The 24,249-nt window shown below is 66.8% G+C and carries 17 protein-coding genes; 3 read left to right on the forward strand and 14 right to left on the reverse strand.

Annotated elements, in window-relative coordinates:
• Positions 1-122: 122 nt before the first annotated feature.
• From QX128_RS11595 to QX128_RS11645, 11 genes are all read right to left on the reverse strand, one after another.
• Positions 123-2,711, reverse strand: a complete 2,589-nt coding sequence (locus QX128_RS11595) for an ATP-binding protein (RefSeq protein WP_410053146.1) — start codon at positions 2,709-2,711, stop codon at positions 123-125.
• A gap of 213 nt (positions 2,712-2,924) precedes the next feature.
• Positions 2,925-4,433 carry a glycerol-3-phosphate dehydrogenase gene (locus QX128_RS11600; RefSeq protein WP_316181792.1) on the reverse strand — a complete coding sequence of 503 codons (1,509 nt, stop codon included), beginning with the start codon at positions 4,431-4,433 and terminating at the stop codon, positions 2,925-2,927.
• Positions 4,430-5,176: a class II aldolase/adducin family protein gene (locus QX128_RS11605; protein WP_316237493.1), complete on the reverse strand. Its 747-nt coding sequence runs from the start codon at positions 5,174-5,176 to the stop codon at positions 4,430-4,432. Before QX128_RS11605 ends, QX128_RS11600 begins: the two co-directional genes overlap by 4 nt.
• 18 nt (positions 5,177-5,194) lie before the next feature.
• Entirely contained in the window at positions 5,195-6,235 is a 1,041-nt protein-coding gene (locus QX128_RS11610; protein ID WP_316237494.1) for a 2-hydroxyacid dehydrogenase, read from the reverse strand.
• Positions 6,228-7,808 (reverse strand): FGGY-family carbohydrate kinase, encoded by a 1,581-nt coding sequence (locus tag QX128_RS11615; protein WP_316237495.1) that lies wholly within the window; start codon positions 7,806-7,808, stop codon positions 6,228-6,230. Before QX128_RS11615 ends, QX128_RS11610 begins: the two co-directional genes overlap by 8 nt.
• A gap of 2 nt (positions 7,809-7,810) precedes the next feature.
• Positions 7,811-8,920, reverse strand: coding sequence for an ABC transporter ATP-binding protein (locus QX128_RS11620; protein ID WP_316237511.1), 1,110 nt, complete (start codon positions 8,918-8,920; stop codon positions 7,811-7,813).
• 15 nt (positions 8,921-8,935) lie between these two features.
• Positions 8,936-10,039, reverse strand: coding sequence for an ABC transporter ATP-binding protein (locus QX128_RS11625; protein WP_316237496.1), 1,104 nt, complete (start codon positions 10,037-10,039; stop codon positions 8,936-8,938).
• Positions 10,040-10,045: 6 nt separating this feature from the next.
• Entirely contained in the window at positions 10,046-10,903 is an 858-nt protein-coding gene (locus QX128_RS11630) for a carbohydrate ABC transporter permease (RefSeq protein WP_316237497.1), read from the reverse strand.
• 12 nt (positions 10,904-10,915) lie between these two features.
• Positions 10,916-11,848 carry a carbohydrate ABC transporter permease gene (locus QX128_RS11635; RefSeq protein ID WP_410053147.1) on the reverse strand — a complete coding sequence of 311 codons (933 nt, stop codon included), beginning with the start codon at positions 11,846-11,848 and terminating at the stop codon, positions 10,916-10,918.
• Between the two features lie 95 nt (positions 11,849-11,943).
• Complete coding sequence (locus QX128_RS11640) at positions 11,944-13,383, reverse strand: extracellular solute-binding protein (RefSeq protein WP_316237498.1); 1,440 nt, start codon at positions 13,381-13,383, stop codon at positions 11,944-11,946.
• A gap of 38 nt (positions 13,384-13,421) precedes the next feature.
• Positions 13,422-14,411: a sugar-binding transcriptional regulator gene (locus tag QX128_RS11645; protein WP_316181781.1), complete on the reverse strand. Its 990-nt coding sequence runs from the start codon at positions 14,409-14,411 to the stop codon at positions 13,422-13,424.
• Positions 14,412-14,591: 180 nt separating this feature from the next.
• On the opposite strand from QX128_RS11645, the gene QX128_RS11650 reads away from it, so the two are divergent.
• The 3 genes from QX128_RS11650 to QX128_RS11660 are packed head-to-tail and all read left to right on the forward strand — an operon-like array spanning position 14,592 to position 17,781.
• Entirely contained in the window at positions 14,592-15,866 is a 1,275-nt protein-coding gene (locus tag QX128_RS11650) for an FGGY-family carbohydrate kinase (RefSeq protein WP_316237499.1), read from the forward strand.
• On the forward strand, positions 15,863-16,732 hold the full coding sequence (locus tag QX128_RS11655) for a TIGR01459 family HAD-type hydrolase (protein ID WP_316237500.1): 870 nt from the start codon (positions 15,863-15,865) through the stop codon (positions 16,730-16,732). Before QX128_RS11650 ends, QX128_RS11655 begins: the two co-directional genes overlap by 4 nt.
• Positions 16,733-16,746: 14 nt before the next feature.
• Positions 16,747-17,781: a class II aldolase/adducin family protein gene (locus tag QX128_RS11660; protein WP_316237501.1), complete on the forward strand. Its 1,035-nt coding sequence runs from the start codon at positions 16,747-16,749 to the stop codon at positions 17,779-17,781.
• Here the strand turns inward: QX128_RS11660 and QX128_RS11665 are convergent.
• From QX128_RS11665 to QX128_RS11675, 3 genes are all read right to left on the reverse strand, one after another.
• On the reverse strand, positions 17,720-18,721 hold the full coding sequence (locus tag QX128_RS11665; RefSeq protein ID WP_316237502.1) for a glycosyltransferase family 9 protein: 1,002 nt from the start codon (positions 18,719-18,721) through the stop codon (positions 17,720-17,722). The two genes, QX128_RS11660 and QX128_RS11665, sit on opposite strands and share 62 nt — an antisense overlap.
• A complete protein-coding gene (locus tag QX128_RS11670; protein WP_316237503.1) occupies positions 18,675-21,941 on the reverse strand; it encodes a hypothetical protein in 3,267 nt (1,088 codons plus the stop codon). The genes QX128_RS11665 and QX128_RS11670 overlap by 47 nt, the downstream gene beginning before the upstream one ends.
• Positions 21,941-24,249, reverse strand: a 2,309-nt coding sequence (locus QX128_RS11675; protein ID WP_316237504.1) for a hypothetical protein, incomplete at its 5' end; no start/stop codon positions are given. The genes QX128_RS11675 and QX128_RS11670, both read right to left, overlap by 1 nt.

Raw genomic sequence — 24,249 nt, forward strand, 5'->3', positions numbered from 1 at the left:
TCGAGGGCGAAACGACCGGCACAGCTCGGACGCATCGCGCGCCGCGAGGCGGAGACGACTTGCCCGGACGGCGCCGACGATCGGACGAATGATGGATCGCTCCCCGCATGATCGCCGCGGGCTCAGATCGCCTTCCGGCCGGCCAGGGCCGACACGATCGCTTCCGACAATTGGCCGAGCCGGAACGGCTTGGCGAGCAGCGCGGTCGTCGCCCGGAGTTCCTCCGGCACCAGCGAGGGATCGGCGAAGCCGGACATGAAGACGATCGGCAGCTCCGGCCATCTGCGGCGCACCTCGCGCGCGAGGTCGATGCCGGTCATGGCGTCCGGCAGCAGAATGTCGGTCAGCAGCAGCGCGAACGGATCCGACCGCTCCAGCGCGGCGATCGCGGCCGTCGCATGGGTGACGACAACCGGGCCGTAGCCCATCGAGGTCAGCATGGTCGATGCCATCGCGCCGACCAGCGGATTGTCCTCGACCACGAGGATCCGTTCGCCGGTCTGCGGCCGCGCCAGCCGCGCCGCACCGGCCCGCGCGCGACTGCCGACGCCCGGCCCCGCGCTCGGCAGATACAGCGTGACGCAGGTGCCTTCCGCCACCCGGCTGTCGATCAGCACCGTGCCGCCCGATTGCCGCGCAAAGCCATAGACCATGCTGAGGCCGAGGCCGCTGCCCTTGCCGAACTCCTTGGTGGTGAAGAACGGCTCGAAGGCGCGGCGCGCGATCTCGGGCGGCATGCCGGCTCCCATGTCCGACACCGCGATCGTCACGTAGTCGCCGGGCATGATGCGCTCGTCGCCGTCGTCGAGCGGCTGGTCGAGCACGGCATTGGTCGTCGTGATCGTCAGGCGCCCGCCGCCGTCCATCGCATCCCGCGCATTGAGCGCCAGATTGAGCAGCGCGTTCTGCAATTGGGTCGGGTCGATCAGGCAGTGCCACAGCATCGGGTCCTGCGCCAATGCGATCTCGATGTTCTCGCCGAGCGTCCGCTGCAGGATGGTCGTCATCCCGCTGACGAGCTGGTTCACGTCGGTGACCTGCGGCTGCAGCGCCTGCTTGCGGGCGAAGGCCAGCAGGCGGCGGTTGAGATCGGCGACCCGCTCCGCCGCCTCGATCGCCCGCTCGACCATGCTGCGGCGGGAGCTCTCGCCGGGCGGGAGCGCGTCGAGCAGCAGATCGAGATTGCCGAGCGTCGCCGCCAGCATGTTGTTGGAGTCGTGCGCGATGCCGCCCGCCAACTGGCCGATGGCCTCCATCTTCTGCGCCTGCCGCAGCTCGTCCTCGATGCGCTTGCGCTCGGTGATGTCGACCGACAGCACGAAATAGCCGCGCACCGTGCCGTCCTGGCTGCGATCCGGCACCCGGATGGTCTCGCACCAGCGTTCGCGGCCGTCGGGAAACGCGATCTTCTCCTCGCCGCCCGCGGTCCGGCCGGCCAGCGCGGCCTCGATCTTCGGCCTCACCTCGCCGCGCCGGGCCGGATCGATGTAGTCGTCGATCCGGCGGCTGCGGCCGATCCCGCTGGGCGGCTGCGCATACCATTCGCGCGCGACGCGGTTGGCATAGCGGATGTCACCATCGGCGCCGACCTGGACGATCAGCGCGGGCACGTTCTCCGTGACCAGCAGATGCTGCTCGAAATTGTCGCGCAGCGCCTGCTCGGACGCCGCGCGCAGCCGCCATTGCCGCGCCAGGACGAGGCCGAATCCCGCGATCAGCAGATTGAGCCCGGCGGCGATGGCGCTGTAGTACAGCGCATTGTTTTTCCAGCCGGCCAGATATTCGATCGGGTCGCGCGCCACGGTCACCACCAACGGCAGGCCGGCGACGCGGCGATAGCTGATGCTCCGCGACGTTCCGTCCGTCATGCCGCTGCCCTCGAAGCTGCCGTGAGGGGCCTGCGGGAGATAGAGACTGAACAGCCGATTGGACCGGACGTTGCGGCCGGCGAAATCGTCGGCATGCGGCGTGCGCAGCAGGATCGTGCCGTCGTCGCGATAGAGCGTCACCGTTCCGCGCTGCCCGACGTTCAGCGACAGGAAGAACTGCCGCAGATTCTCGTAGTCGACAGCCACGACGATCACGCCGGCAAATCGTCCGTCCGGCATCATAAAGGCGCGGCTGACCGCGATGAACCGACCCCTGTTCACGCGCGAGGCCACCGGCACGTCGATGAAGAGACCGCGGCCGGGGTCATCGCGCTGGACCTTGTAATAGGCCCGATCGGCGAAATTGTTCTCGCGGCCGGGAACTCCGTTGCCGGCGCTGTCGCCGAGCAGATTGCCGTCCGCATCCAGCACGACGATGCCGCCCGCGGCGGGGTACGGCACCACCCTGCGCTTCAACTCGTTGATCAGCGCCGGATTGCCGGCGGTGAGCAGCGATGGGTCCTGCTTGAGACTGTCGATCGTCGTGTTCAAGAGCACGTCGACGCCCTGGATGTTGCGCAGCATGTATTCTTCGAGCGCGCGGGCGAGATCGCCGTTGGCGGCCTCGGTCGTCCGATAGGTCTCCCGATAGTTGACGGAAAGCATGTGCGCCACGAAGGCATCACACAGCAGCGCCAGCACGAGGCCACTCAGCACGATGATCCAGGGAGTCCAGCGCCGGTCCATCCAGGAGCCGGACGCGAACCTTGTCCAGGCGTCGACGATGCCTGCCTGCCGCGGACCGCGCCGATGGTCGGCTCTCGCTTTGATCTGGTCCGGCATGGCGTCGCATTCAGGAGGTCGTCGGGCGGTTTGATTGTGAATCGATCGGCGCGTCAAGCATCGGCGAAGGTCCGGATTGTGCCGAATTCCGCGTCTCCAGGCGCGTCGCGATCCATATCGCGGGCGCTCGATAGCACGGTTTGCCAGGGCGTGTCATCGGCACCCGCCAGGGGCTGCGGCGGTCGCGGAGAGGCTCGACGCGTCAAGACCCGATCAAAGCTGGAGCTCGAACGCCTCGCGCTCGGCGCGGCTCAGATGCAGGCCATGCTTGGTACGCCGGTCCAGGATGTCGGCGGCCGTGACGGCCCACTCCTGCTCGCGCAGGAAAACGAGCTCGCGCTCATAGAAGGAGGCACCGAAATGGCGGCCGAGATCGCCGACGTTGCGGGACGCTCCGAGCAGATCGCGCGCACGGGTGCCGTAGAGCCGCGCATAATGTGCTACCACATCGCGCGGCAATCCCGGATACGCGCCGGCGAGATCGGCAAGGAACCGATCGAACGGCGCGCCGAGATCGCCGCCCGGAAGCCGCGCGCCCGCCGTCCATGCCGGCGCCATCTGCGGAAACCACGGCGCGAGGCGTTCCATCGCCTGCTCGGCGAGCCGGCGAAACGTCGTGATCTTGCCGCCGAAGATCGACAGCAGCGGCGGCTGCCCGGGTGCACCGTGCACCTCGAACACGTAGTCGCGCGTCACTGCCGACGGATTGTCGGCGTTGTCATCGTAGAGCGGCCGCACCCCGGAGAAGGCGTGAATGATATCACCCTTGCCCGGCGCGGCCCGGAAATAGCGATCGAGCACCGCGAGCAGATAGTCGATCTCAGCACCATCGACAGCGACGTCGTCTGCGCGGCCATCATGCACGATGTCGGTGGTCCCAATCAGCGCCAGATCGGTCTCATAGGGATTGACGAAGATCACGCGGCGGTCGGTGTTCTGCAGCAGATAGGCCTGCGATCCGCTCCAGAATTTTGGCACCACGAGATGACTGCCTTTGACGAGCCGCACATTGTGCGCGGAGTTGAGCCCGGCGACACCCTGCACTACATCCTGCACCCATGGCCCCGCGGCGTTGACCAGCGCCCGCGCGCGGACGATCTGCACCTCGCCATTCTCGGAGCGCATCTCCAGCCGCCAGGCATCGCCCTCACGCCGCGCGCTCACGGCGCGGGTGCGCGGCAGGATGATGGCGCCCTTGCGCGCAGCATCGACGAGATTGAGGATCACCAGCCGGGCATCGTCGACCCAGCAATCCGAATATTCAAAACCGCGCCGGAACTCGGGGCGCAGCGGCGCACCCTCCGGCTCATGCGCGAGATCGAGGTTGCGGCTGGCCGGCAGCTGCTTGCGGCCGCCGAGATGGTCATAGAGGAACAGCCCGGTGCGCACCAGCCAGGCGGGACGCTGCTCCGGCGAGTGCGGCAGCACGAAGCGCATCGGCCAGATGATGTGCGGCGCCGAGGCCAGCAGCACCTCGCGCTCGATCAGCGCTTCGCGCACCAGGCGGAATTCGTAGTACTCAAGATAGCGCAGACCGCCATGGATCAGCTTGCCCGAACGGGACGAGGTGCCCTGGGCAAAATCGTCCTTCTCGCACAGCAGCACCTTCAGGCCGCGGCCGGCGGCATCACGGGCGATACCAGCGCCATTGATGCCGCCGCCGATCACGGCGAGGTCCAACAGACCGTGATCGGATCCGCTGCGTGAGCCCGTCGCATTCATCGCTTGCTGCTGCGCTTCTTCTCTGGCTTGTTGCGCGCGGCCGCGCGCGCCTTCGTCGCGGTCTTGGCCGGCTTCGCCGCTTTCGCCTTGGGCTCCTGCAGGCCATAGGTGGAAAAGCCCTGCGCGGTCTCGGCGATCTCCGCGTCGCCGAGGATGTGCGGCTGGCCGAGCGCGAGCGACAGATAGTACTGCTTCGCGATGGTCTCGAGCTCGACCGCAAGCCACATCGCCTTGTCGAGATTGGCGCCGACCGCGATCATGCCGTGATTGGCCAGCAGGCAGCCGTTGCGGCCTTCCAGCGCCTCCAGCGCAAGCTCGGACAATTCGGCCGTGCCGAACCGCGCATAGCCGGCGCAGCGAATGTCGATGCCGCCGAACGCGGCCATCATGTAGTGGCAGGCCGGGATCGGCTTGCGCGCGATGGCGAGCACGGTGGCGTAGGTCGAATGGGTGTGCACGACGCCGCCGACATCCGGACGGCCGCGCATGATGTCGAGATGAAAGCGCCATTCCGTCGAGGGCTTCAACGGGCCATCCCAGGAACCGTAGTCACCCTCGAGCGGCATCGCCGCGATCATCTCCGGCTTCATCGAGTCATAAGGCGTCGCCGAGGGCGTGATCAGCATGCGGTCCTTGTAGCGGGCCGAGATGTTGCCCGAAGTGCCCTGGTTCAGCCCCGACGCATTCATCCATCGGCATTTGGCGATGATGTTCTCGCGGATCAGCCGTTCCTCGCGATTCATGTCGAAAACCTTTCGTCGTCAGCAGGGATTGAGCGGCGGCTCGCCGGCCAGATAGCGGCGAACCTCTTCGGCCGCCTGGTCGGCGGCAAAGGTGACGGTGCGCACGGAGGCGCCGGCGATGTGCGGCGTCAGCGTGACGTTGGAGAGCTGCAGCAGCGGCCAGTTCGGCGGCACCGGCTCGACCGCAAAGGTGTCGAGCATCGCCCCCGCAAGCCGCCGCGAGCTGAGCGCGTCATGGAGCGCGTGATAGTCGACCAGGGGCCCGCGGGCCGTATTGATCAGGATCGCACCCGGCTTGATTCGCGCCAGCGCGTCGCGATCGATGAAGCCGGTGGTTTCCGCGGTCACGCGGGCATGCAGGCTGATGACGTCGGCGCGCGACAGCAGCTCGGCAAGCGCGACGTGCTCGACGCCGTCGTTGCGGTCCTGGGCGCTGAGCTGGACGTAAGGGTCGGTCACCAGGATCTTGCAGCCGAACGCCTTCAACAGCTTCACCACGCGGGTGCCGATCGCGCCATAGCCGACGATGCCGACTGTCATCTCGCCGAGCTCGCGTCCCGTGCGATCCGCACGGTAGAGATCGCCGCGCCACTCGCCGCCCCGCATCGACTCGTGGCCGCTGCGGATCAGCCGGGTCTCCGCGAGCATCGCGCCGATGGTGAATTCCGCCACCGCGCTGGCGTTGCGTCCGGGCGTATTGACGACGAGCACGCCGTGATCGCGCGCCGCCTGCATGTCGATATTGACCGGACCGCCGCGCGACACCGCGATGAATTTCAGGCTCGGCAGCCGCCGCAGCATCGCGCGCGAGATCGGCGCGAGATGCGTGACCAGCAGGGGCGCCTCGCCGATGAACTCAGCGAGCTCATCAGGATCGCCCATGAACTCCTTGAGCCCGTCGAGCTTCGAGCCGGCATAGCCGTGCTCCATCGGCTCGTCCGGCCAGGGCTGCTCGAGCATGCGGATGTCGATGCCATCGCCGCAGATGGCGGTGATGCGCTCGGCAAACACCGAGGGCAGCATGAAGCGGTCGCCGATGATGGCGATGGAGCTAGACATGATCGGCACCCGTGCGCTGCGCGGCGAGCTGCTTCCAGACCGGCCGCGCCGCGAGGCGGGCGTCGACATAGGCCGGGAACAATTGCGCATAACGTTCCGCCAGCGCCGCATCCGGCGCTTGCGGCTCATCCAGATACGGTCTCACCCACTCCTCCGCGCAATTCATCATGTCCGGGTAGAGCCCGGTCGCAACCGCCGCGATCATCGCCGCGCCCGATGCACCGGCCTCCTCGCGACGGCAGACGCGAATCGTGCTGCCGAGCGCCGCGCCAAGAATGGCACCGAGCGCACGGCTGCGTGCCGCACCCCCGGTCAGGCGGATTTCCGCCGGCAGCGGTCCCATCGCCGCGTAGCAATCACGTGCGGCGAAGGCCAGCCCCTCCATCACGGCGCGCATCAGATCCCAATAGCCGTGACGGATGCGCAGGCCGATCAGTTGTGCCGACGCCTGATGGGACACGAAGGGGCCGCGTTCGCCGGCGTCGGAGATGAACGGATGATACAGCAGCTCACCCACTTTCGCCGCGAGTACGTGCTCGTCGAGGCGCCGGATCAGATCATTGCGCGACCTCGCGATGCCTTCCATGGCGAGCACGCCGCGCGCGACGTCGAGCAGCCAGTCGATGTTCAAGGTCGCGGCCATGGTCGACTGCATCTGCGCATAGTGACCGGGCACCGGGAAGGGCATCGTATAGCCGGTCGCCTCGGCGTTCAGCTTGACCGCATCGGCGCCATTCACCAGCCGCATGTGCATGCCGGTCGAACCGATAATGGTGCAGCCGACGTCGGGTGCGGGATCATACAGCCCGCCGCCAAGCGCATTGCAGATGACGTCGACATAGCCGAGCGACACCGGCACGCCATCGGGCAAGCCCGTCTCTGCCGCAGCCGCCGCGGTCAAGCCATGCGTCGTCATGACACCATCGACGACATCTGGAAACAGGCGCGCGGAATCGGCAATGCCGACGAGACGCGCGGCTTCGCCGTCGAAGCCGCGCCTGCGAAAGTCACCGCAGGAGAACGTCGCTTCGGACGGATCGGTCGCCCTCTTGCCGGTCAGCTTGAAGTAGAGCCAATCCTTGCAGTGGAACGCCGTGCCCGCGCGTCCCAGCAGCTCCGCGTCATGCGCCTGCAGCCAGGCCAGTTGCGGCCCCTGCTGGCAGGCGTTGAGCCCCGATCCGGTGCGCAGGTAATGCGCGGCGTTGCGCTCGCCGCCCCGGAAGGTCTCAACGAAGCCTGCCGCGCGCGAGTCGAGCCAAAGCAGCGCGGGCGCGACTGGACGGCCGTCCGCGTCGATCAGCCAGGTGCCGTCGCCCTGCCCGGTCACGGCGATCGCGGCGACGCGACGGGACAGGTCCGGCAGCGCGCCGCCCAGGCCGCGCAACGCCGCGACAGTGTCGGTCCACGTCCGCTCCATGTCCTGCTCGACACGACCACCGGGCAAGGTGGTGTAGCTGTTCGGAATCGCGAACTCGCCGAGCTGGCGGCCATCCCGCGCAAACGCGACCGCCTTGATCACCGAGGTCCCGGCGTCGATGCCGATGATCACGTCGCGGGTCGCAGCCGAGGTCATGGTCAGCGCGCCTCCGCGTGGCGGACGCAGATGCCGTCGGCGCCGAATATGTGGAGATGGCGTGACTCCAGCGCGCAGGGCACGACGTCGCCCGGCCGCGCCGCCACCCTGCTCGATGTCACCGCGACCAGCAGATGACCGGCGCACTCGCCCGCAATGTGCGACTGATCGCCGAGCCACTGGTTGGAGACCACGCGCAGCCTCGCCTCGCCGCTGCCGATCGCGATCCGCTGCGGCCGGATGCCGACCTTGATCCGATCGGCCTGCGCCAGTGCCTGTTGTCCCGTCACGTCCAGCGTCTGCCGGGGAATTTCAAACGCCATCTCGGAACCCACCGCCAGGCGAAACCTCGCTTCGTCCTGCGTGACCACAGTCTCCAGCAGATTCATCGGCGGCTCGCCGATGAAGCTCGCGACGAACAGATTGGCCGGACGGTTCTTCAGCTCGCGTTCCCCAGCGAACTGCTGCAGCACGCCATCCTCCATGACGGCGATGCGATCAGCGAGCGCGCTCGCCTCGGTCTGGTCATGGGTCACGAAGATCGCGGTCATGCCGCGCTCGGCGAGCAGGCCCTTGATGCGGCCGCGCAGCACCGCGCGCAATTGCGGCTCCAACTGGCCCATCGGCTCGTCGAGCAGATAAAGGTCGGCATCGCGTACCAGCGCCCGCGCCAGCGACACCCGCTGCTGCTGGCCGCCGGAGAGCGCGCGCGGATGATGATCGAGAATGTCCTCGATCTCGACCAGGTGGGCGATGCTGTCGACGCGGTGGGCGATCTCGACGCGCGACAACTGCTGCGCCTTCAGGGCGAAGGCGATATTCTCGCGCACCGTCAGCGGCGGATACAGCGAATAGCCTTCGAACGCCATCGCGACCCTGCGCTTCGCCGGCGCCAGATCATGGATCGGCCGCTGCGCCAGCGCGATCGATCCAGAGCTCACACTCTCGAAGCCGGCGATCATGCGCAAGGTCGAGGTCTTGCCGCAGCCGGACGAGCCGAGCAGCGCGACGATCTCGCCGGCCTTCACCTCCATGTCGAGCGCGCGCACCGCGTGAACCGGCGCCTTGCTTCGGCTGTGATAGACCTTGTCGACGTTGCGGATCTCGAGCATGCCCATCTCACATCCTCACGCCGCCTGCCGACGCGGCAAGACACCAATACGGTCTCCCGTCGCATGGTCGAACAGCAGCGCCGCTTCAGGCACGAACCGCACGAACACGTCCTCGTCGGCGCCGGCTTCCAGCGCCTCGGGCGCCAGCGCCGCCAGCCACTCGGATCCGTCAGCAAAGCGCAGCAGCACCACGGCACGCTCATGAATCGGGGTGACGGCGACGGTGCGCGCGGGGATCGCGCCTTCACCGCCATGGCGCGTCACCGCGACATCGTCCGGCCGCACGCCCAGCCAGCAGCGCTCCCGCGCATCCGCCGGCAGATCGTCGACATCGAGCCGGACCTGCGTCCCGGCGATAGCCGCTATCAACCGGCCCTGCTCCACCACCGGCACGACCTCCGAGAGATTGATGCTGGGATCGCCGAACAGCCGCGCCACCGCAACCGACGCGGGCCGCGCATAGATCTCCTCCGGACGCGCCACCTGCACCAGGCGGCCATTGATCAGCACGGCAATGCGATCGGCGATCGCCATCGCCTCGCGATAATCCTGCGTCACATAAAGCACCGCCGCAGAGCTCCGGCGCAGCAGGCTCGGCAGCTCCAGCCGCATCTCGTAGCGCAGCTTGGCATCGACGTTGCGCAAGGGATCGTCGAGCAGCAGCACCCCGGGATTGCCGATCAGCGCGCGCGCCAGCGCGGTGCGCTGCTTCTGGCCGTTGGACAGTTCACGAGGCTTGTGGCCGAGCACGTGCTCGATCTTCAACAGCCGGCTCATTGCCGTCACTTTCGCGGCGATGTCGGCGCCCCCCGTCGCGCGCAGGCCGCTGGCGATGTTGTCGCGGGCGCTCATATGGGGGAACAGCGCAAAGTTCTGGAACGCCATGCCGATGCCGCGCTGCTCCGGCGGCGCGTCGACGATGGAGCGACCGCCGACCAGGATGTCGCCCGCATCGGGCTCGAACATGCCGGCGATCATGCGCAACAGCACGGTCTTGCCGCTGCCGGACGGGCCGAACACCGCGACGATCTCGCCGGGCTCGACCGCGAGCGACACGCCCTTGGCGCAGCTTGCGGCGCCGAAGCTCTTGTCGACCGATTGGAGTTCGAGACGCGCCATGTATCCTCAACCCTTCACTGCACCGAGCGAGAGACCTTCGACCAGATAGCGCTGCGCATAGAGCGCGAGCAGCAATGTCGGGGTGACCGACAGCACGATCGCGGCGGCGATCTGGCCGTATTGGATACCGGACGCCGTCACGAAGGCCAATGCGCCGACCGTTACCGGCTGCTTGTCGGCCGAGGCCAGGATCAGCGCAAAGACGAAGTTGTTCCAGCAGAAGATGAAGGACAGCAGGCCCGCCGCGGCGATGCCGGGCCCGGCCAGCGGCACGGCAATGCGGGTGAACGCCTCGCGCCAGGAATGCCCCGCGAGCCGGTAGGCGTGCTCGATGTCGGGACTGATGTCCTCGAAATAGCCGCGCACGATCCACAGGATCAGCGGCAGCGCGATCAGCTGGTAGACCCAGACGATACCAAAATAGGTGTCGTTGAGGCCAAGCTGCTGGTAGTACAGCGACAGCGGAAGCAGCACCAGGAGCGGCGGCGCGAAGCGGAACGACAGCAGCGTGAAGGCGATGGTCTCGCCGAGCCGGAACTTGAAGCGCGCGAACGCATAGGCCGCGGGGACGCCGAGCAGCAGCGCCAGGATCACCGATGCGCTCGACAGGATGAAGCTGTTCATCAGGTTGCGCATGAAGGTGAGCTGCAGATTGCCGGCGGCGGTCTTGAGCTGGCCCGAGATCAGCGCCTCGTAATTGGCGAACGTCGGCTCGAACAGGATGCCCGGCGGAATGCGCAGGATCTGCTCATTGGTCTGGAACGACATCAGGAGGATCCAGACGATCGGAAACATGAAGAACAGAAGCACCAACGCCAGCGCGATGCCGCGGAAGATGCGCCCTGCCAGACTGGAGTGATCCATGATGTCTCTCCCTCAGGCGTGACCATGGGCGCGTGCGCGCAGCCGCAGCCAGTTCTTGATGAAGATGTTGGACAGGATGTTGGTGATCAGCCACAGGATCATCAGCAGCGCCGCCGAGCGTCCGACATTGGTGTACTGGAAGAACTCGAGATAGGCCTGCACCTGGAACACCATCAGCCGGTCCCCTGGCCCGCCTTGCGTCATCGCATAGACGATGTCGAACTGCTGGATCGAATCGAGCAGCCGGAACAGCGAGGCGGTGATGATGTAGGGCGCGAGCATCGGCAGGGTGATGCGGAAGAACACGAAGCTCGCGGGAACGCCATCGAGCGCCGCCGCCTCGAACGGCTGCCGCGGCAGCGAGCGCAGGCCTGCCAGGAGCAGGATCATGATGAAGGGCGTGTAGACCCAGACGTCGACCAGCACGACCGTGAACAGCGCGGTCGACGGATCGGACGCCCATTTGAAGTCGTGCACGCCGAGCAGCCCGACCAGATAGGACAGGATGCCGAAGCTCGGATTGGTCATCAGCTTCCACATCAGCGCGGCGATCGCCGGCGCCGTCATCAGCGGCAGCAGCAGCATGATCGACACGGCATTGTGGAAGCGCGTCGGCCGGCGCAGCAGCAACGCGATGCCGAGGCCGAGCAGCAGTTCGGCGACGACGGTCACCGCGGTATAGACCAGCGAGATGCGCAGCGTGTTCCAGAACGCCGGATCGGACAGGAAGTCGATATAGTTGTCGATGCCGATGAAGCCGCGCAGATACGGCAGATTGAGCCGGTAGCGCTGCAATGAATAGACCGCAGCGGTCACGAACGGCACCAGGATGGCGATGCACACCAGCAGCGCCGGCAGGCTGAGCAGATACGGCAGCAGCTGGCCGCGCCAGCGTTTCGTGCGGCGCGGCGTCGCCTTGGTCTCGACAAGTTGGGCCATGCTCATGACAGGCGTGATCACATCAGCGCGGGATGGGGCCGACCCGGACGCTGTGGGGAGCGTCCGGGCCGGCAGGCGGTCATGGGAGATGCGGCGCGGCCTCAGCCGAGGCCGGCCTGCTTCAGCTGACGGTTGATGCTCTCGGCAAGCTTGTCGAGGCCCTCATCGACGCTGATCTCCTTGGCCACCATCTTCTGCAGCGAGGCCGCCCACTCCGTCGTGAGGTCGAAGAACAGCGGCTGCGCCGTGAAGTAGATCTTCGCACCGGGTGCCGAGAGGTCATGCTGCTCGAGATAGCCAGGATAGGACTTGGCGATACGGTCGCGGAATTCGCCGTCCTTCCACACGGAGGCGCGGACCGGATTGACGAAATCCATCTTGCGGGCACCGAACAGGTCGTGCTCGACAGAGGCCGCCCACTGCATGAAGGTCCAGGCCGCATCCTTCTGCTTGGAAAAGCTCGACATCGCCAGCGACCAGATCCAGACGTTCGGCGTCGGCGCCTTCGCGGCCGGATTGGCCGCGAACGGCGCGTAGCCGAGATTGCCGCGCTCCTTGTTCTCGCCGCCGTTCATGAAGTAGCCGAGAATGTCGGCGTCGAAGATCATGCCGGAGGCGCCGGCGCCGAGGTCCGTGCCGACCTGATACCAGGTGTAGGTCGACCAGTTCTTCGGACCCGAGCCCTGGATCATCCTGACCCATTTCTCGTGGAAGTCCTTGGAGGCCTTGGTGTTCATCGCGGCCTTCAGCTTGCCGCCCTCCATCACGAAATCCTTCTGGCCGAAATTGGCGTAGGCCGAGAGGAAGCCCGGATGGATGGTCGCCCACGAGCGCGAGCCGCGCACGCCGACGCCATAGGGCCCGCCAGCGTCCTTGGTGATCTTGGCCGCGACCTCCAGCATGTCGTCGAGATTCGTGGGCGGCTTGACGCCGACCTTGTCGAAGATCTTGCGGTTATAGGTGATGTTGTTGAGCTCGTAGCCCCACGGGATGCACCACTGCTTGGCCTTGCCGGAGCCGAGCTCGGAGCCGGCGACGCCATCCCAGGCCGTCGACGACCGCAGTCCGGGCAGCACGTCGTTCCAGGCGAACGCCGGATTGGTCTTGGCGGGATCCTTGATGTAGGTGTTGAGGTCCTCGATCCAGCCGGCCGGACCATAGGTCCAGGTCATGTAGGCGCCGGTCATGAAGGCGTCGTACTGGTCGGACTTCGACGACAGCGCCGCCGTCACCTTGTCGAAATAGACGTCCTCCGGGAAGATGTCGTAGGTGACGTTCATGCCGGTGAGGCTCTTGAACGCCTCGATGTCGCCGATCATCGCATCGACGTAAGGATGCTTGTTCAAGAGCAGCTTGACGGTCTTGCCGCTATGCGCCTTCCAATTGAAGTCAGCGGCCATCGCCTTCGACATCGCGGACGCAAAGGCGGCATTGGCGGCGACACCGGCGATGCCGAGCTTGGTGGCCCCGTCGAGCAGATCACGCCGGCTGATGCGCTTGCCGGCATAGGACGCAAAGAGATTCTTCTCCCGATCGTACATTCAACCCTCCCTTTGTTTTTTGTAGAGACGTGTTCGCGTTACCTGCCCTTCCGACTCCTGTTCTTGGAGTTGCCGGATGTTTTCTCCGGCTTGTCAGTCGCCAATGCCTGAGCGGTCGCCTCGTCGATGATGAGGCCATTCAGGAAGCCGCTGCGCAGCACCGCGCGCAGGGCCGTGATCTTCGCCTCGCCGCCGCCGATGGCGACGATGCGGTGTTTCTTCAGATCGGCAGCGGCCATCGAGGTGGCCCGCGCCGAAAGATCGAGATCGAGCAGCTCGCCCTGGGCGTTGAAGAAATGCCCGAGCAGGTCGGCGCAGGCGCCGGCGCGCTTCAGGTCGACGACCTCGTCCGGCTTGATCATGCCGCTCGACACCAGGAAGCCGTCGGCATGGATCTGGCCGATGCCGACGAATAGCAGCGATGCCTTCTGCGCGAGAGCAAACACGTCGGCAATGCCGAACTGCTGCATCAGCACGCGGCGGTCGGCGACGGAGTTGGCGAACACGGGCACCGGCAGCAGATAGGCTTCGGCGCCGGTGCGCTCGGCCAGGCGATGGATCACGTCGAACGGATTGGCGGCGAATTTGCGCGTCAGGCCACCGAGCAGCGACACGAACTGCACGTCGCGCGCCGGCGTCTGCGGCAGTTGCGCCACCACGGCCGCGAGCGTGCGGCCGTGGCCGACACCGATGATCTTGTCGTCGCCGCGCTCCAGCACCTGGCGCAGGAAGCTCGCGCCCTCCAGCGCCAGCGCCTTCAGCGGCAGGTCGCCCTCGCCGAGATCCGGCGCGACACGGCAGAAGTCGAGCCCGTAGCGTTCGGCCAGCGCGTTCTCAAGTGCGACGCATTCGGCGACGGGACCCTCGACGAAGACACGGATCATGCCCTCGCGGCTGGCGCGCGCGATCAGGCGATGCGCCTTCGTGCTCTGGATGTTGAGCCGATCGGCGACCTCCGACTGCGTCAGCCCGGCCGCGAAATACAGCCATGCGGCGCGCGTCGCCAGCGAAGCCTCGCCGTCCACCATCGACGCCCTGTCGGAAGCTGTCGTCACGCTTGAATGCCTGCTTGCAAATTTCTTCACACCTTGCAAAAAATTGCAGACGGCGATCCGGCCGTCAATCCCCCAAACGTGCTGCAGCGCGTCAGGGATGACGCGCCGGGCAAGCACAGGCATGCTCGCCGGCGCACAACGGGATGAGGTCGCATGACGGAGTTGTTTGTCGGCATCGACGTGGGCACGAGCGGTGTGCGCGCCTGCGCCGTCGACGCGCGCGGCGAGATCAAGGGCGCAGCCGCCGTTCCGCTCGCCGCGCCGCGCCAGGACGGCAACGCCGTCGACCAGGATCCCGAGCTGTGGTGGCAGGCGACGGTCGCGGCGCTCGACAAGCTCGGCAGGATCGTCGATCCCGGCGCCATCGCGCGCATCGCGGTCGACGGCACCTCGGGCACCTTGCTGCTGATCGACGCCGACGGACGGCCCCGCTCGCACGGACTGATGTACAACGATGCGCGCGCGGTCGACGAAGCCAGGCGGATCGCCGCGGTGGCGCCGCCCGAGAGCGGCGCGCATGGCACGAGCAGCCCGCTCGCCAAGCTGCTGCATCTGCTCGCCTCCACCAGCGGCGCGCGGCACGCCGTGCATCAGGCCGACTGGATCGCCGGACGCCTCGCCGGCCGCCACGGCGTCAGCGACGAGAACAACGCGCTGAAGCTCGGCTATGATCCCGTCAGGCGCGAATGGCCGCGCTGGATCGATCAGCTCGGCGTTCCCCGCGACGTGCTGCCGAGCATTCTGGTGCCGGGCACGCCATTCGCCGACATCGATCCGTCGACCGCGCGCGCGCTCGGTCTGTCGCCGTCGGCGCGCATCGTCGCCGGCACCACCGACGGCGTCGCCGCCTTCATCGCCACCGGCGCCGACACGCCAGGCGATGCGGTGACCTCGCTCGGCACCACGCTGGTGGTGAAGCTGGTCGCGACGCAGCCGATCTTCGCCGCCGACCAGGGTGTCTACTCGCACCGCCTCGGTGACAAATGGCTCGCCGGGGGTGCATCGAATTCCGGTGGCGCCGCGCTGCTCGCGCATTTCACCGCCGCCGACATGGCCTGCATGACCCCGCTGCTGCGCCCGGACGAGCCCACCGGGCTCGACTACTATCCGCTGCCCAAACCCGGCGAGCGCTTCCCCATCGCCGACCCCGCCCTCGCACCAAAGATCACGCCGCGCCCGGCCGAGGATCACCGCTTCTTCCAGGCGCTGCTCGAAGGCATCGCGAGCGTCGAGGCGCTCGCCTATCAGCGCCTGCACGCGCTCGGCGCACCGGCGCTGCGGCGGGTGATCAGCATTGGCGGCGGCGCCCGGAACGACGCCTGGACCGATATCCGCCGGCGCATCGTCGGCGTGCCCGTGAGCGTTGCCGCGCAGACCGAAGCGAGCTACGGCGCGGCGCTGCTGGCGCTGCAGGGACCGCCGCAATGACGGCGGCAGCGTGCGAGATCAGCGGCCTGTCCGCCATCGCCGAGCGGTTCGATCACGTCCTGCTCGATCAATGGGGCACGTTGCATGACGGCAGGACCGTGCTTCCGGCGGCTCACGACTGCGTCCTGCGGCTGCGCGAGGCCGGCAAGCAGATCCTGGTGCTGTCGAACTCCGGCAAGCGCGCGAGCGCCAATGCCGAGCGCCTCGCCCGGCTCGGCCTGCCGCGCTCGGCCTATGACGGCATTCTCACCTCGGGCGAGGTGACCTGGAGCGGACTACGCGACCGGACGCGCGCGCCGTTCACCGATTGCGGCAGCGCCTGCTTCCTGATCACCAGGGGCGGCGACTGCTCGCTGATCGACGGGCTCGATCTCGTCCTCGTGACGGATATGCGGGACGCCGACTTCATCCTGCTCGGCGGCCTCGATGACGACCTCGCCGAGCCGGACCTCTGGCGCGACCGATTCACCGGAGCAGCGGCACGGGGCGTGCCGATGATCTGTGCCAATCCCGACCTGATGATGTTCGGTGCAGCCGGCCTCGTGCCGGCACCCGGCACGCTGGCCCGCGCCTATGAGTGGCTCGGCGGCCCGGTGAGCTTCGTCGGCAAGCCGTATCAGCCGATCTTCGCGGCTGCGCTGGAGCAGCTCGGCGATCCGGATCCGCACCGCGTGCTGATGATCGGCGACTCGCTCGACCATGACGTCGCCGGCGCCCGCGCCGCAGGCCTGCAGAGCCTGCTGCTCGGCGATGGCGTGCATCGCACGACCTTGGCCGGCGCGCCCGACCTGGCTGCGGCAACGCGCAAGCTCGCAGCTTCGCCCGGCCGCATGCCGAACTGGACGATGCAGCACCTTTCTTGGTGAGAAGGAGATGCGAAATGCGCGAGCCAGCCGAGCTTCAGGAGTTGCGCCGGATGTCGGCGCGGGTCGGCCGCAACATCGAGCTGGTGCAAGGCGCCGGCGGCAACTCCTCGCTCAAGCAGGATGATGTGCTGTGGGTGAAGGCGTCCGGCACCTGGCTTGCCGATGCCGACGCGAAGGACATCTTCGTGCCTGTGCTCCTGCCGGCGGCGCGCGACGCGCTCGCCGCTGACGACGAGCGCATTCCGCTGGCCGCTCCCGGTCCCCTGCGCGCCTCGATCGAGACCGCGCTGCATGCGCTGCTGCCGCACCGGATCGTGCTGCACGTGCACGCCGTCAACACCATCGCCTGGGCGGCGCGGCGCGATGCGCGCGATGACTTTGCGGCGCGGCTGGACGGGCTCGCCTGGCGCCATCTCGATTACTTTCATCCCGGGCTGCCGCTGGCGCGCGCAGTGAGCGCCATCGTCGCGCGCGACCGCATCGACGTGCTGACCCTCGGCAATCACGGCCTCGTCGTCGGTGCCGAGAGCTGCGATCAGGCCGAGGCGCTGGTCCATGACGTCGAGCACCGGCTGGCGCTGCCGGTACGCCCGGCGCCTGCTGCCGACGCAGCGGCCTTGCGCCGTCTGTGCGCCGGCACCGCCTATCGCCTGCCGCACGATGCTGGTAGCCACGGCATCGCCACCGATCCGTTCAACCGCGCCATCGCGACCGGCGGCTCATTGTATCCGGACCACGTCGTGTTTCTCGGCCCGGGCCTGCCGACGATCGAGAGCGCCAGCGACCTCGCCACGCTGCTCGCGCGCGCCAAAGCGAGCCGCCTGCCCGCGCCCGTCGCAGCGCTCGCGCCGGGTCTCGGTGCCATCATCCGCAGCGACGCCAGCCCGGGCGCCGAGGCCATGCTGAGCTGCCTCGCGCTCGTGACCAGCCGCCTGCCGCTATCGGCCGATATCGGCTATCTCTCCTCGCAGCACGAGCAGTTGCTGCTCAACTGGGACGCCGAACGTTACCGCCAGCAACTGACGGCAAGCCGCCAGTCGTCGAATTGAAGCGGCGAAGGATCACGCGATCATCGCTCGAGACCGGCGGGGACGACGCCCTCGCCACGATCCGTTGGCGAAGCGCATCTCCGACCTGATCGATGACCTCGCGCCAATCGCGCCTTTCGCGCTGACGGAACAGGCGCATGCGCGGATACCAGACGCTGTCGTCACGATCGAGCAGCCAGCGATAGTCCGGCGTGTACGACAGGAGCGTCCAGGTCGGACAGCCAAGCGTGCCGGCGAGATGAGCGACACTGGTATCGACCGTGATCACGAGATCCAGACATGAGATCAGCGCGGCGGTATCGGCGAAATCGGCAAGTTGACCCGTCAGGTCCATGATCCCGCTCGTCTCCTGGAGCACGGCCTTGTCTTCGGCCTTCGGCTCCTTCTGCAGGCTGATCAACGCCGCATCCTCGCGGAGCAGGCGGGAAAACATGCGCAAGGGGATGGAACGATTGTGGTCGTCGAGGTGGTTGGGATTGCCTGACCAGACCAGGCTGATCCGCAATTTCTCCGGGATGCCAAGGCGCTCCTGCCAGAGTTGGATCCGATCCGGATCAGGCGCCGGCAAATAGGACACCGGCGCTGGAATCGTGGCCAGTGTCGTCCGAAAGGCAAGCGACAAGCTCATGATCGGACACTGGACATCCACTCCCGCAAGGTCGCTGGCCTCCGCGACCGGAACACACTGCGAAATGCCTGGCATGTTCGACAACAGCGGAAGCAACGGCTCTTGAACGGCGAGGATCACGCGCGCGCCCAGCACTGCGACCATCGGCACGTAGCGGACGAACTGGATCATATCGCCCAGTCCTTCATCGGCGGCGATGATGATGGTTTGTCCCGCGAAGGCCGGATGGCCGTCCGGTCGTTCATGATTGGACGCCTCCGGCCGGCTATCTTGCCCGATTGAACTGGTAGGAGCCCTGGAGGAAGACGCCATAGCGCTCCGTCGTATATCTCAGGACCTGGTTGAACGAATCGACAGCGTTGGTGCTGAGATGCCACCAGCGTCCACCGATGCCGATGCGGAAATTGTCGGTCAGCTGGTAGTTCAGCACGGTCTCGGCCTGGAAGCCGCTTCCTTGCCCCGAGGCAGGATCGCGCCCGAACGTGAAATAGTGTGTATCGATCGCATTCTGCGAGGTCCAGACATAGGCGGCCTCCGCCTGCCAGCTCAGCCGGTCCGACAGCCGCGTGTCGAGGGAAACACCGGCCCGTCCGCTATGCCAGCGATCCTGCTCGGTCACCACCTTGACGCCCGGCCCCAGCGCAGGAGTGCAGATCGTCGGATTGCCACCCACCTGGGTGCAACCTCGCGCATCGACCGTCTCCGTCCAATATTGGTAGCCGACGAAGGCGCCGAGCCGGAAGCGTTCGGTCTCCAGCAGGTTGAAACCGACATCGAGATTTGCATATTGCAGCCCCCCGCCCACGCTGCTGACGGTCTTGGACGACGGATTGACGAACGGAGCGAAGTCCTCGTCGACGAGCGTGCCCGAGCTGATCTTGCCCGCCCCTATATAGCCCTTCAGAAACATGTTGGTGAACGGACCGTCGAGCGCATCGACCCTGAAGAACATCTCGCCGCTGTGCCCGGTCATGCCGCCATAGGCGAGCCGGGAGACCTGAAGCGTCGCAGCCTGATCGGCGAAATAGCGGTAGCGATTCTGCCCGGAGCTGAACCAGTAGCGCACACCGGTCTCCAGCATGTAGGACGGCAGGATCGACGCGCGCGATTGCAGCGGCATGTCGCCCGAGCCTGCCCCCTGCCCGCCCTGCAACGCTGCAGGCCTGGCCCAGGCGCAACTGACGACCGAGGCGTTGCACTTCGTGACACCGTCGGCGTTGAAATCGCGCCGCAACGTGACCGTCGCGAACAGGTCCTTGGTCGTCGTCTTGACGTTGGCGAGCGTGCTGTCGACGAACCGATAGCCGATCTCCGTTTCCAGGCTGATCTCCTTCGACCAGAGATAGCTGACCAGCAGCGACGGCAGAACCGTGTACTCCTTCAGGTCGGTCCGGGTCCCGGACCTGTACCCCGCCCGCAGCCGCGGGCTGATGGCGAGATCGGGCGTGATCGGATAGCGCGTGGCAAGATCGAGAACGTAGAACTTGGAGTCCGCCAGGCTCGCGTAGCGCAGCGCACCCATGAACAGATCGCCCGGCTTGATGATGCCGTTCCCGGTCAGCTGGGCCGACAGATAATATTCGAGGCCGCTCGCCGGCGTGCCGTCGACGCCGCCGGACGGCAGCGTGCCGGTCAGGTTGGTCACCGTGGCATCGGCAGCAACCTGCCAAGTCTCATTCAATGGCCGCGAGTAGCTCACCATCGCCGACTGGAACGTCGGCGTCCGGTCGATCGCGAGCTGCCTGATCTCGCCCGCGGTATTGAACTTCATCATGTCGTAGAGGGTGAGGAAGGGCTGCCCCTGCAGCGCATTCCAGGTCGAGAGAAATGGCACTCTTCGATAATCGAACGAGGCGTTGACCACCGACTTGTCCTCGAACGTATACGTTCCCGAGAACACGGCGGCATTGAGCGCGCGGAAATGCGTGTCGTAGTCGATCAGGCCGAGCAGCGACTTGTTGGCGTCGAAATAGCGGAATTCGGCGCCGATGGCCTGGCGGTCGACGATGTTGCGGTCGTATTGCGTGATCAGGTAGACCGTGGTCTCGAGGCCACCCAGGATCTTGCCGAAGTCGATGCTTGCGCCATAGAGCGTCTTGCCATCCTTGAACGGTGCGTCGAAGCGGCTCCAGTTCGGCGAGCCCGCGAGCACGTTCAAGCGCAGCCCCGGGCTCTTCTGCCAGCTCAGCACCGCGCCGTCGAAGCGGCCGATCACGCCGCCGGTGTTGCGGGATTGCCGTCCGACGCGCAGCGTCACGTCGGCCTCCTTCAGCGTGTAATCGACCTGCGCGGTCGAGACGCCGTATTTGTCGTTCCCGGTATCGAACTGGCGCTCATGGGTGAACGCCAGCCTGAACTTGGTCCTGATGCGATCGTTATCGGCGGTGCCGAGAAAGTCGAAATTGGTCAGCAGCGTGTTCTGATGCACGCGGTGCGCGTCGGGATCCGCATTCGGATTCGGCGCAATCGCTCTGTCCTTGACGGCGCTGGTCGTGTCGTTGGTGATGAAGGTGGTCGAGAGGCTGCCCGACATCGACCAGCGGGTGTCGCCGTTCGGCCCTGCCGCCTTGGTCGGCATGCCTGCCCCCATGTCTCCGCCGTCGGGCGTGACGGAAGGCATGTCGCGCGGCCGCGCCGGCGCGCTGCTGGTTGCGGTGAGAAGCGCGGCGAGTCGCTGCCTCACCCGCTCGGCGCCCTCGCCAGTCGGATAGCGGCGCAGATAGTCTTCATACTCCGCCTGCGCGGCAGCGGTCTGGCCAGCCTTCTGCCGCGCCACGCCGAGCAGCTCCTGCGCCTCGGCGCTCGAGCCGTTCTCGGGGAGTTTCAGCACCTTCCTCAGGAGCTCGATCGCGGCGCTGAAATTGCCTTTCTTGATCGACGCGCGAGCCTCGTCCATCGACGCCTCCGCAAACCGGATGTCCGCGGCGGAGGCCTGCTGCATCGTGCGATTGTCGTTGCGGACCGACGCCGCCGCACCGGGGACCGCAACCGGTTTCGGCGCATCCGGGGCGGCTACGCTCGGCACCAGGGCCTTCACCTTGCACGCCGACACCGGACCCTTTCGGGCCACCACGATCGCCACCTGCTCGAAGCTGCCGGATTGGACGATCTGATAGGTGAACTCGCTGGCAAACTGGACGACGAGGATCGGTCCCCTGTTCTGATCGAGCGTCAGATAGACGTCCTGGAGGCCGGAGCCCTGGGCATTGTCGACACGCACGCCTTCGCGCCTGACCAGGCGCCGCGCCATGATGGCGTCCCGGTCGACCAATTGCAGCGAGACGCTGAGCTGGCTGCCTTGGTCGAGCGGGAAATGCCCGGTGTAGCGGACACGAACGTGAAAATTGACCCGCAGAAGGCTGCAGTTTCCGATCGTCGTGGCATTTGCATTGGCGACGAACTGATCGATGACCGGCTGGGCCGGTGCAACGCCAAAGACCCCGTCGAGCAGGATTGCGAGCAAGCCGGCCAGCAGACCGATCAGCCATCCCGCCGACCTCGCTGCCGCGGCTTGTCTGAAGCAGCCGCGCATCACCAGCCACCTCCATTGACCCGGTGCTGCCGCTGGCGGCGGGTGACGATGGTGGTCTGCGACTTGTCAGCATAGATATGGCATGCGCCTGTGCAGTCCTTGAGCTCGGCGACGGTGTAGTCCATCGGCGCCGGCTTCACGAGCTTGGCGTGCTGCTGCGGGCGGAAATCACTGGCGTGGCAGGCAGCGCAGTCGGGCTTGTAGGCCGCGAACTTGAACAGAACGGCCTGCGAGTTGCCGCTGTGGCAGGCGGTGCAGCCGATGGCCGCGCTATGGTTCGGATAGCTCGCCGACATATGCCGGTAATTGACCGAGCTCCAGCTCACCGTCCGGTGGCAGCTCTCGCAGGGGACGTTGGTCACGAAGTGCTTCGGCGACTTTCCGGTGGCGTTGGAGCCGTTGTGACAGCTGGCACATGGCGCCGTCAGGCTGGTGTGATCCATCCGCGCGCCCGAGAACGACACGGTGTTCTTGTGGCAGCTTTCGCATGGCGCGCTGGTGACCACGTGCTTCTGGGGCTTGCCGCCCGCGGCCATGCCGTTGTGGCAGCTCGCACAGGCCGCCATCGTGCCGGTGTGGCTGAAGCGGGCGCCGCTGAACGTCGCCGTGCTCTTGTGGCAGGTCTCGCACGGCGCATTCGTCGTGACGTGCTTCTGCGGCTTGCCCGTCGCGGCCATGCCGTTGTGGCAGCTCGCGCAGGCCGCCATCGTGCCGGTGTGGCTGAAGCGGGCGCCGCTGAACGTCGTCGTGCTCTTGTGGCAGGTCTCACACGGCGCGCTGGTGACTACGTGCTTCTGCGGCTTGCCGCTCGCGGCCATGCCGTTGTGGCAGCTCGCGCAGGCCGCCATCGTGCCGGTGTGGCTGAAGCGGGCACCGCTGAACGTCGTCGTGCTCTTGTGGCACGTCTCACACGGCGCAGTGGTCGCGACATGCTTCGGCGGCTTGCCGGTCGCGGCCATGCCGTTGTGACAGCTCGCGCAGGCCGCCGTCGTTCCAGTATGGCTGAACCGGGCGCCGCTGAACGTCGTCGTGCTCTTGTGACAGGTCTCACACGGCGCAGCGGTTGCGACGTGCTTCGGCGGTTTGCCAGGCGCGGTCATTCCGTTATGGCAGGATGCGCATGGCCCTTGCGCCGTCATGTGATTGAATCTGGAACCGGCCTCCGTGGTGCTCGATCCGGCAAGCCCTGCCCTCGGATTGAACGTCGGCAGCAGCGACGGAAGCCGACCGGCATTCTTCGCTTCCGGCGAGTCGCTGCCCGTATCGGTTGGAGGCAAGAGCCTGCCGCGGGGATCATTCGGCGAGAGCGGTGATGTCGCGGATGTCATTCGGGGCGGCGTCCCCGACGGCTGCGGCACGGACGCCGCCGCACCGCCAGCTTTGGCCGAACTGTCGGGATTGGAGGAACCGGACGAACTGGCGGAGGCCCCTGCTTCGGATCCCGCTGTCGGGGCCGTCGACGTCGCAGCCGTGTTCGCCAGCGGCTTGCTGCTGAACAGGAGCGTCGAACTGGATGGCGCCGCAGGCTTGGCGGCAGCGCCGGCCTGAGATGCAGCCGGTGCAGCGTTCGTACCGGGTGCTGCATCGGGATTCGTTGCTGCCGTCATCGTCCGGTTGGCGGTCGAGGCCGGCGTCACCGTCTTGACGGCCGGGGCCTGAGCAGGAACCACCGACCGCGCCGTCGTGGAGCAGCCCGCTGCCGGCTTCTGCGGGTCGTCGTCCCAGGTGGAAAAGTTGGCGGCGGCGCGCACGTGGCAGCAGCCGCAATCCTGCGACTTCGCGCTATGATCCGGCCCCTGCGCACCCCTGCGGCCCTGGCTGCGATACGAGCCGTTGTGACAGCTGTCGCAGCGCGTGGCATGCACGGCAGCATGACTCATGGTGTAGGTGGCGAAGCTCGCCGCGGTGTTGCTGTGGCAGTTCGAGCACTGCACGCCCGTCACCGGAATATGCGGCGGGGTGGTCAGGCCTTTCGCGCTCGAACCATTGTGGCAGGCTGAGCAATTGGTGTTAGCCGCAGAGTGGGTGAACGCCGCGCCGCCCCAGCTCACATATCCGCCGCTGGCGGCCTTGCTGTGACAACTGACGCAATCGGCTCCGCCGGTCGCGACGTGGTTCGGGAACGACGCGGTGCCGAGCGCACCCTTGGTGCCCTGGCCGGTGAAGCTGCCGTTGTGACAGCTGTCGCAGCGTGCCGTCGCCACCGCCGCATGGTTCATAGTGTAGGTGGCGAAGCTCGCCGCGGTGTTGCTGTGGCAGTTCGAGCACTGCAGCGTCCCGGTCGGGATGTGCGGCGGCGTGGTCATGC

The sequence above is a fragment of the Bradyrhizobium sp. SZCCHNR1015 genome (genome assembly GCF_032489875.1).
Taxonomy (GTDB): domain Bacteria; phylum Pseudomonadota; class Alphaproteobacteria; order Rhizobiales; family Xanthobacteraceae; genus Bradyrhizobium.

Coding starts and splice junctions, on each gene's coding strand:
- QX128_RS11595 (WP_410053146.1), bottom strand. CDS start 2,711: ATGCCGGACCAGATCAAAGCGAGAGCCGACCATCGGCGCGGTCCGCGG.
- QX128_RS11600 (WP_316181792.1), bottom strand. CDS start 4,433: ATGAATGCGACGGGCTCACGCAGCGGATCCGATCACGGTCTGTTGGAC.
- QX128_RS11605 (WP_316237493.1), bottom strand. CDS start 5,176: ATGAATCGCGAGGAACGGCTGATCCGCGAGAACATCATCGCCAAATGC.
- QX128_RS11610 (WP_316237494.1), bottom strand. CDS start 6,235: ATGTCTAGCTCCATCGCCATCATCGGCGACCGCTTCATGCTGCCCTCG.
- QX128_RS11615 (WP_316237495.1), bottom strand. CDS start 7,808: ATGACCTCGGCTGCGACCCGCGACGTGATCATCGGCATCGACGCCGGG.
- QX128_RS11620 (WP_316237511.1), bottom strand. CDS start 8,920: ATGCTCGAGATCCGCAACGTCGACAAGGTCTATCACAGCCGAAGCAAG.
- QX128_RS11625 (WP_316237496.1), bottom strand. CDS start 10,039: ATGGCGCGTCTCGAACTCCAATCGGTCGACAAGAGCTTCGGCGCCGCA.
- QX128_RS11630 (WP_316237497.1), bottom strand. CDS start 10,903: ATGGATCACTCCAGTCTGGCAGGGCGCATCTTCCGCGGCATCGCGCTG.
- QX128_RS11635 (WP_410053147.1), bottom strand. CDS start 11,848: ATGAGCATGGCCCAACTTGTCGAGACCAAGGCGACGCCGCGCCGCACG.
- QX128_RS11640 (WP_316237498.1), bottom strand. CDS start 13,383: ATGTACGATCGGGAGAAGAATCTCTTTGCGTCCTATGCCGGCAAGCGC.
- QX128_RS11645 (WP_316181781.1), bottom strand. CDS start 14,411: ATGGTGGACGGCGAGGCTTCGCTGGCGACGCGCGCCGCATGGCTGTAT.
- QX128_RS11650 (WP_316237499.1), top strand. CDS start 14,592: ATGACGGAGTTGTTTGTCGGCATCGACGTGGGCACGAGCGGTGTGCGC.
- QX128_RS11655 (WP_316237500.1), top strand. CDS start 15,863: ATGACGGCGGCAGCGTGCGAGATCAGCGGCCTGTCCGCCATCGCCGAG.
- QX128_RS11660 (WP_316237501.1), top strand. CDS start 16,747: ATGCGCGAGCCAGCCGAGCTTCAGGAGTTGCGCCGGATGTCGGCGCGG.
- QX128_RS11665 (WP_316237502.1), bottom strand. CDS start 18,721: ATGGCGTCTTCCTCCAGGGCTCCTACCAGTTCAATCGGGCAAGATAGC.
- QX128_RS11670 (WP_316237503.1), bottom strand. CDS start 21,941: ATGCGCGGCTGCTTCAGACAAGCCGCGGCAGCGAGGTCGGCGGGATGG.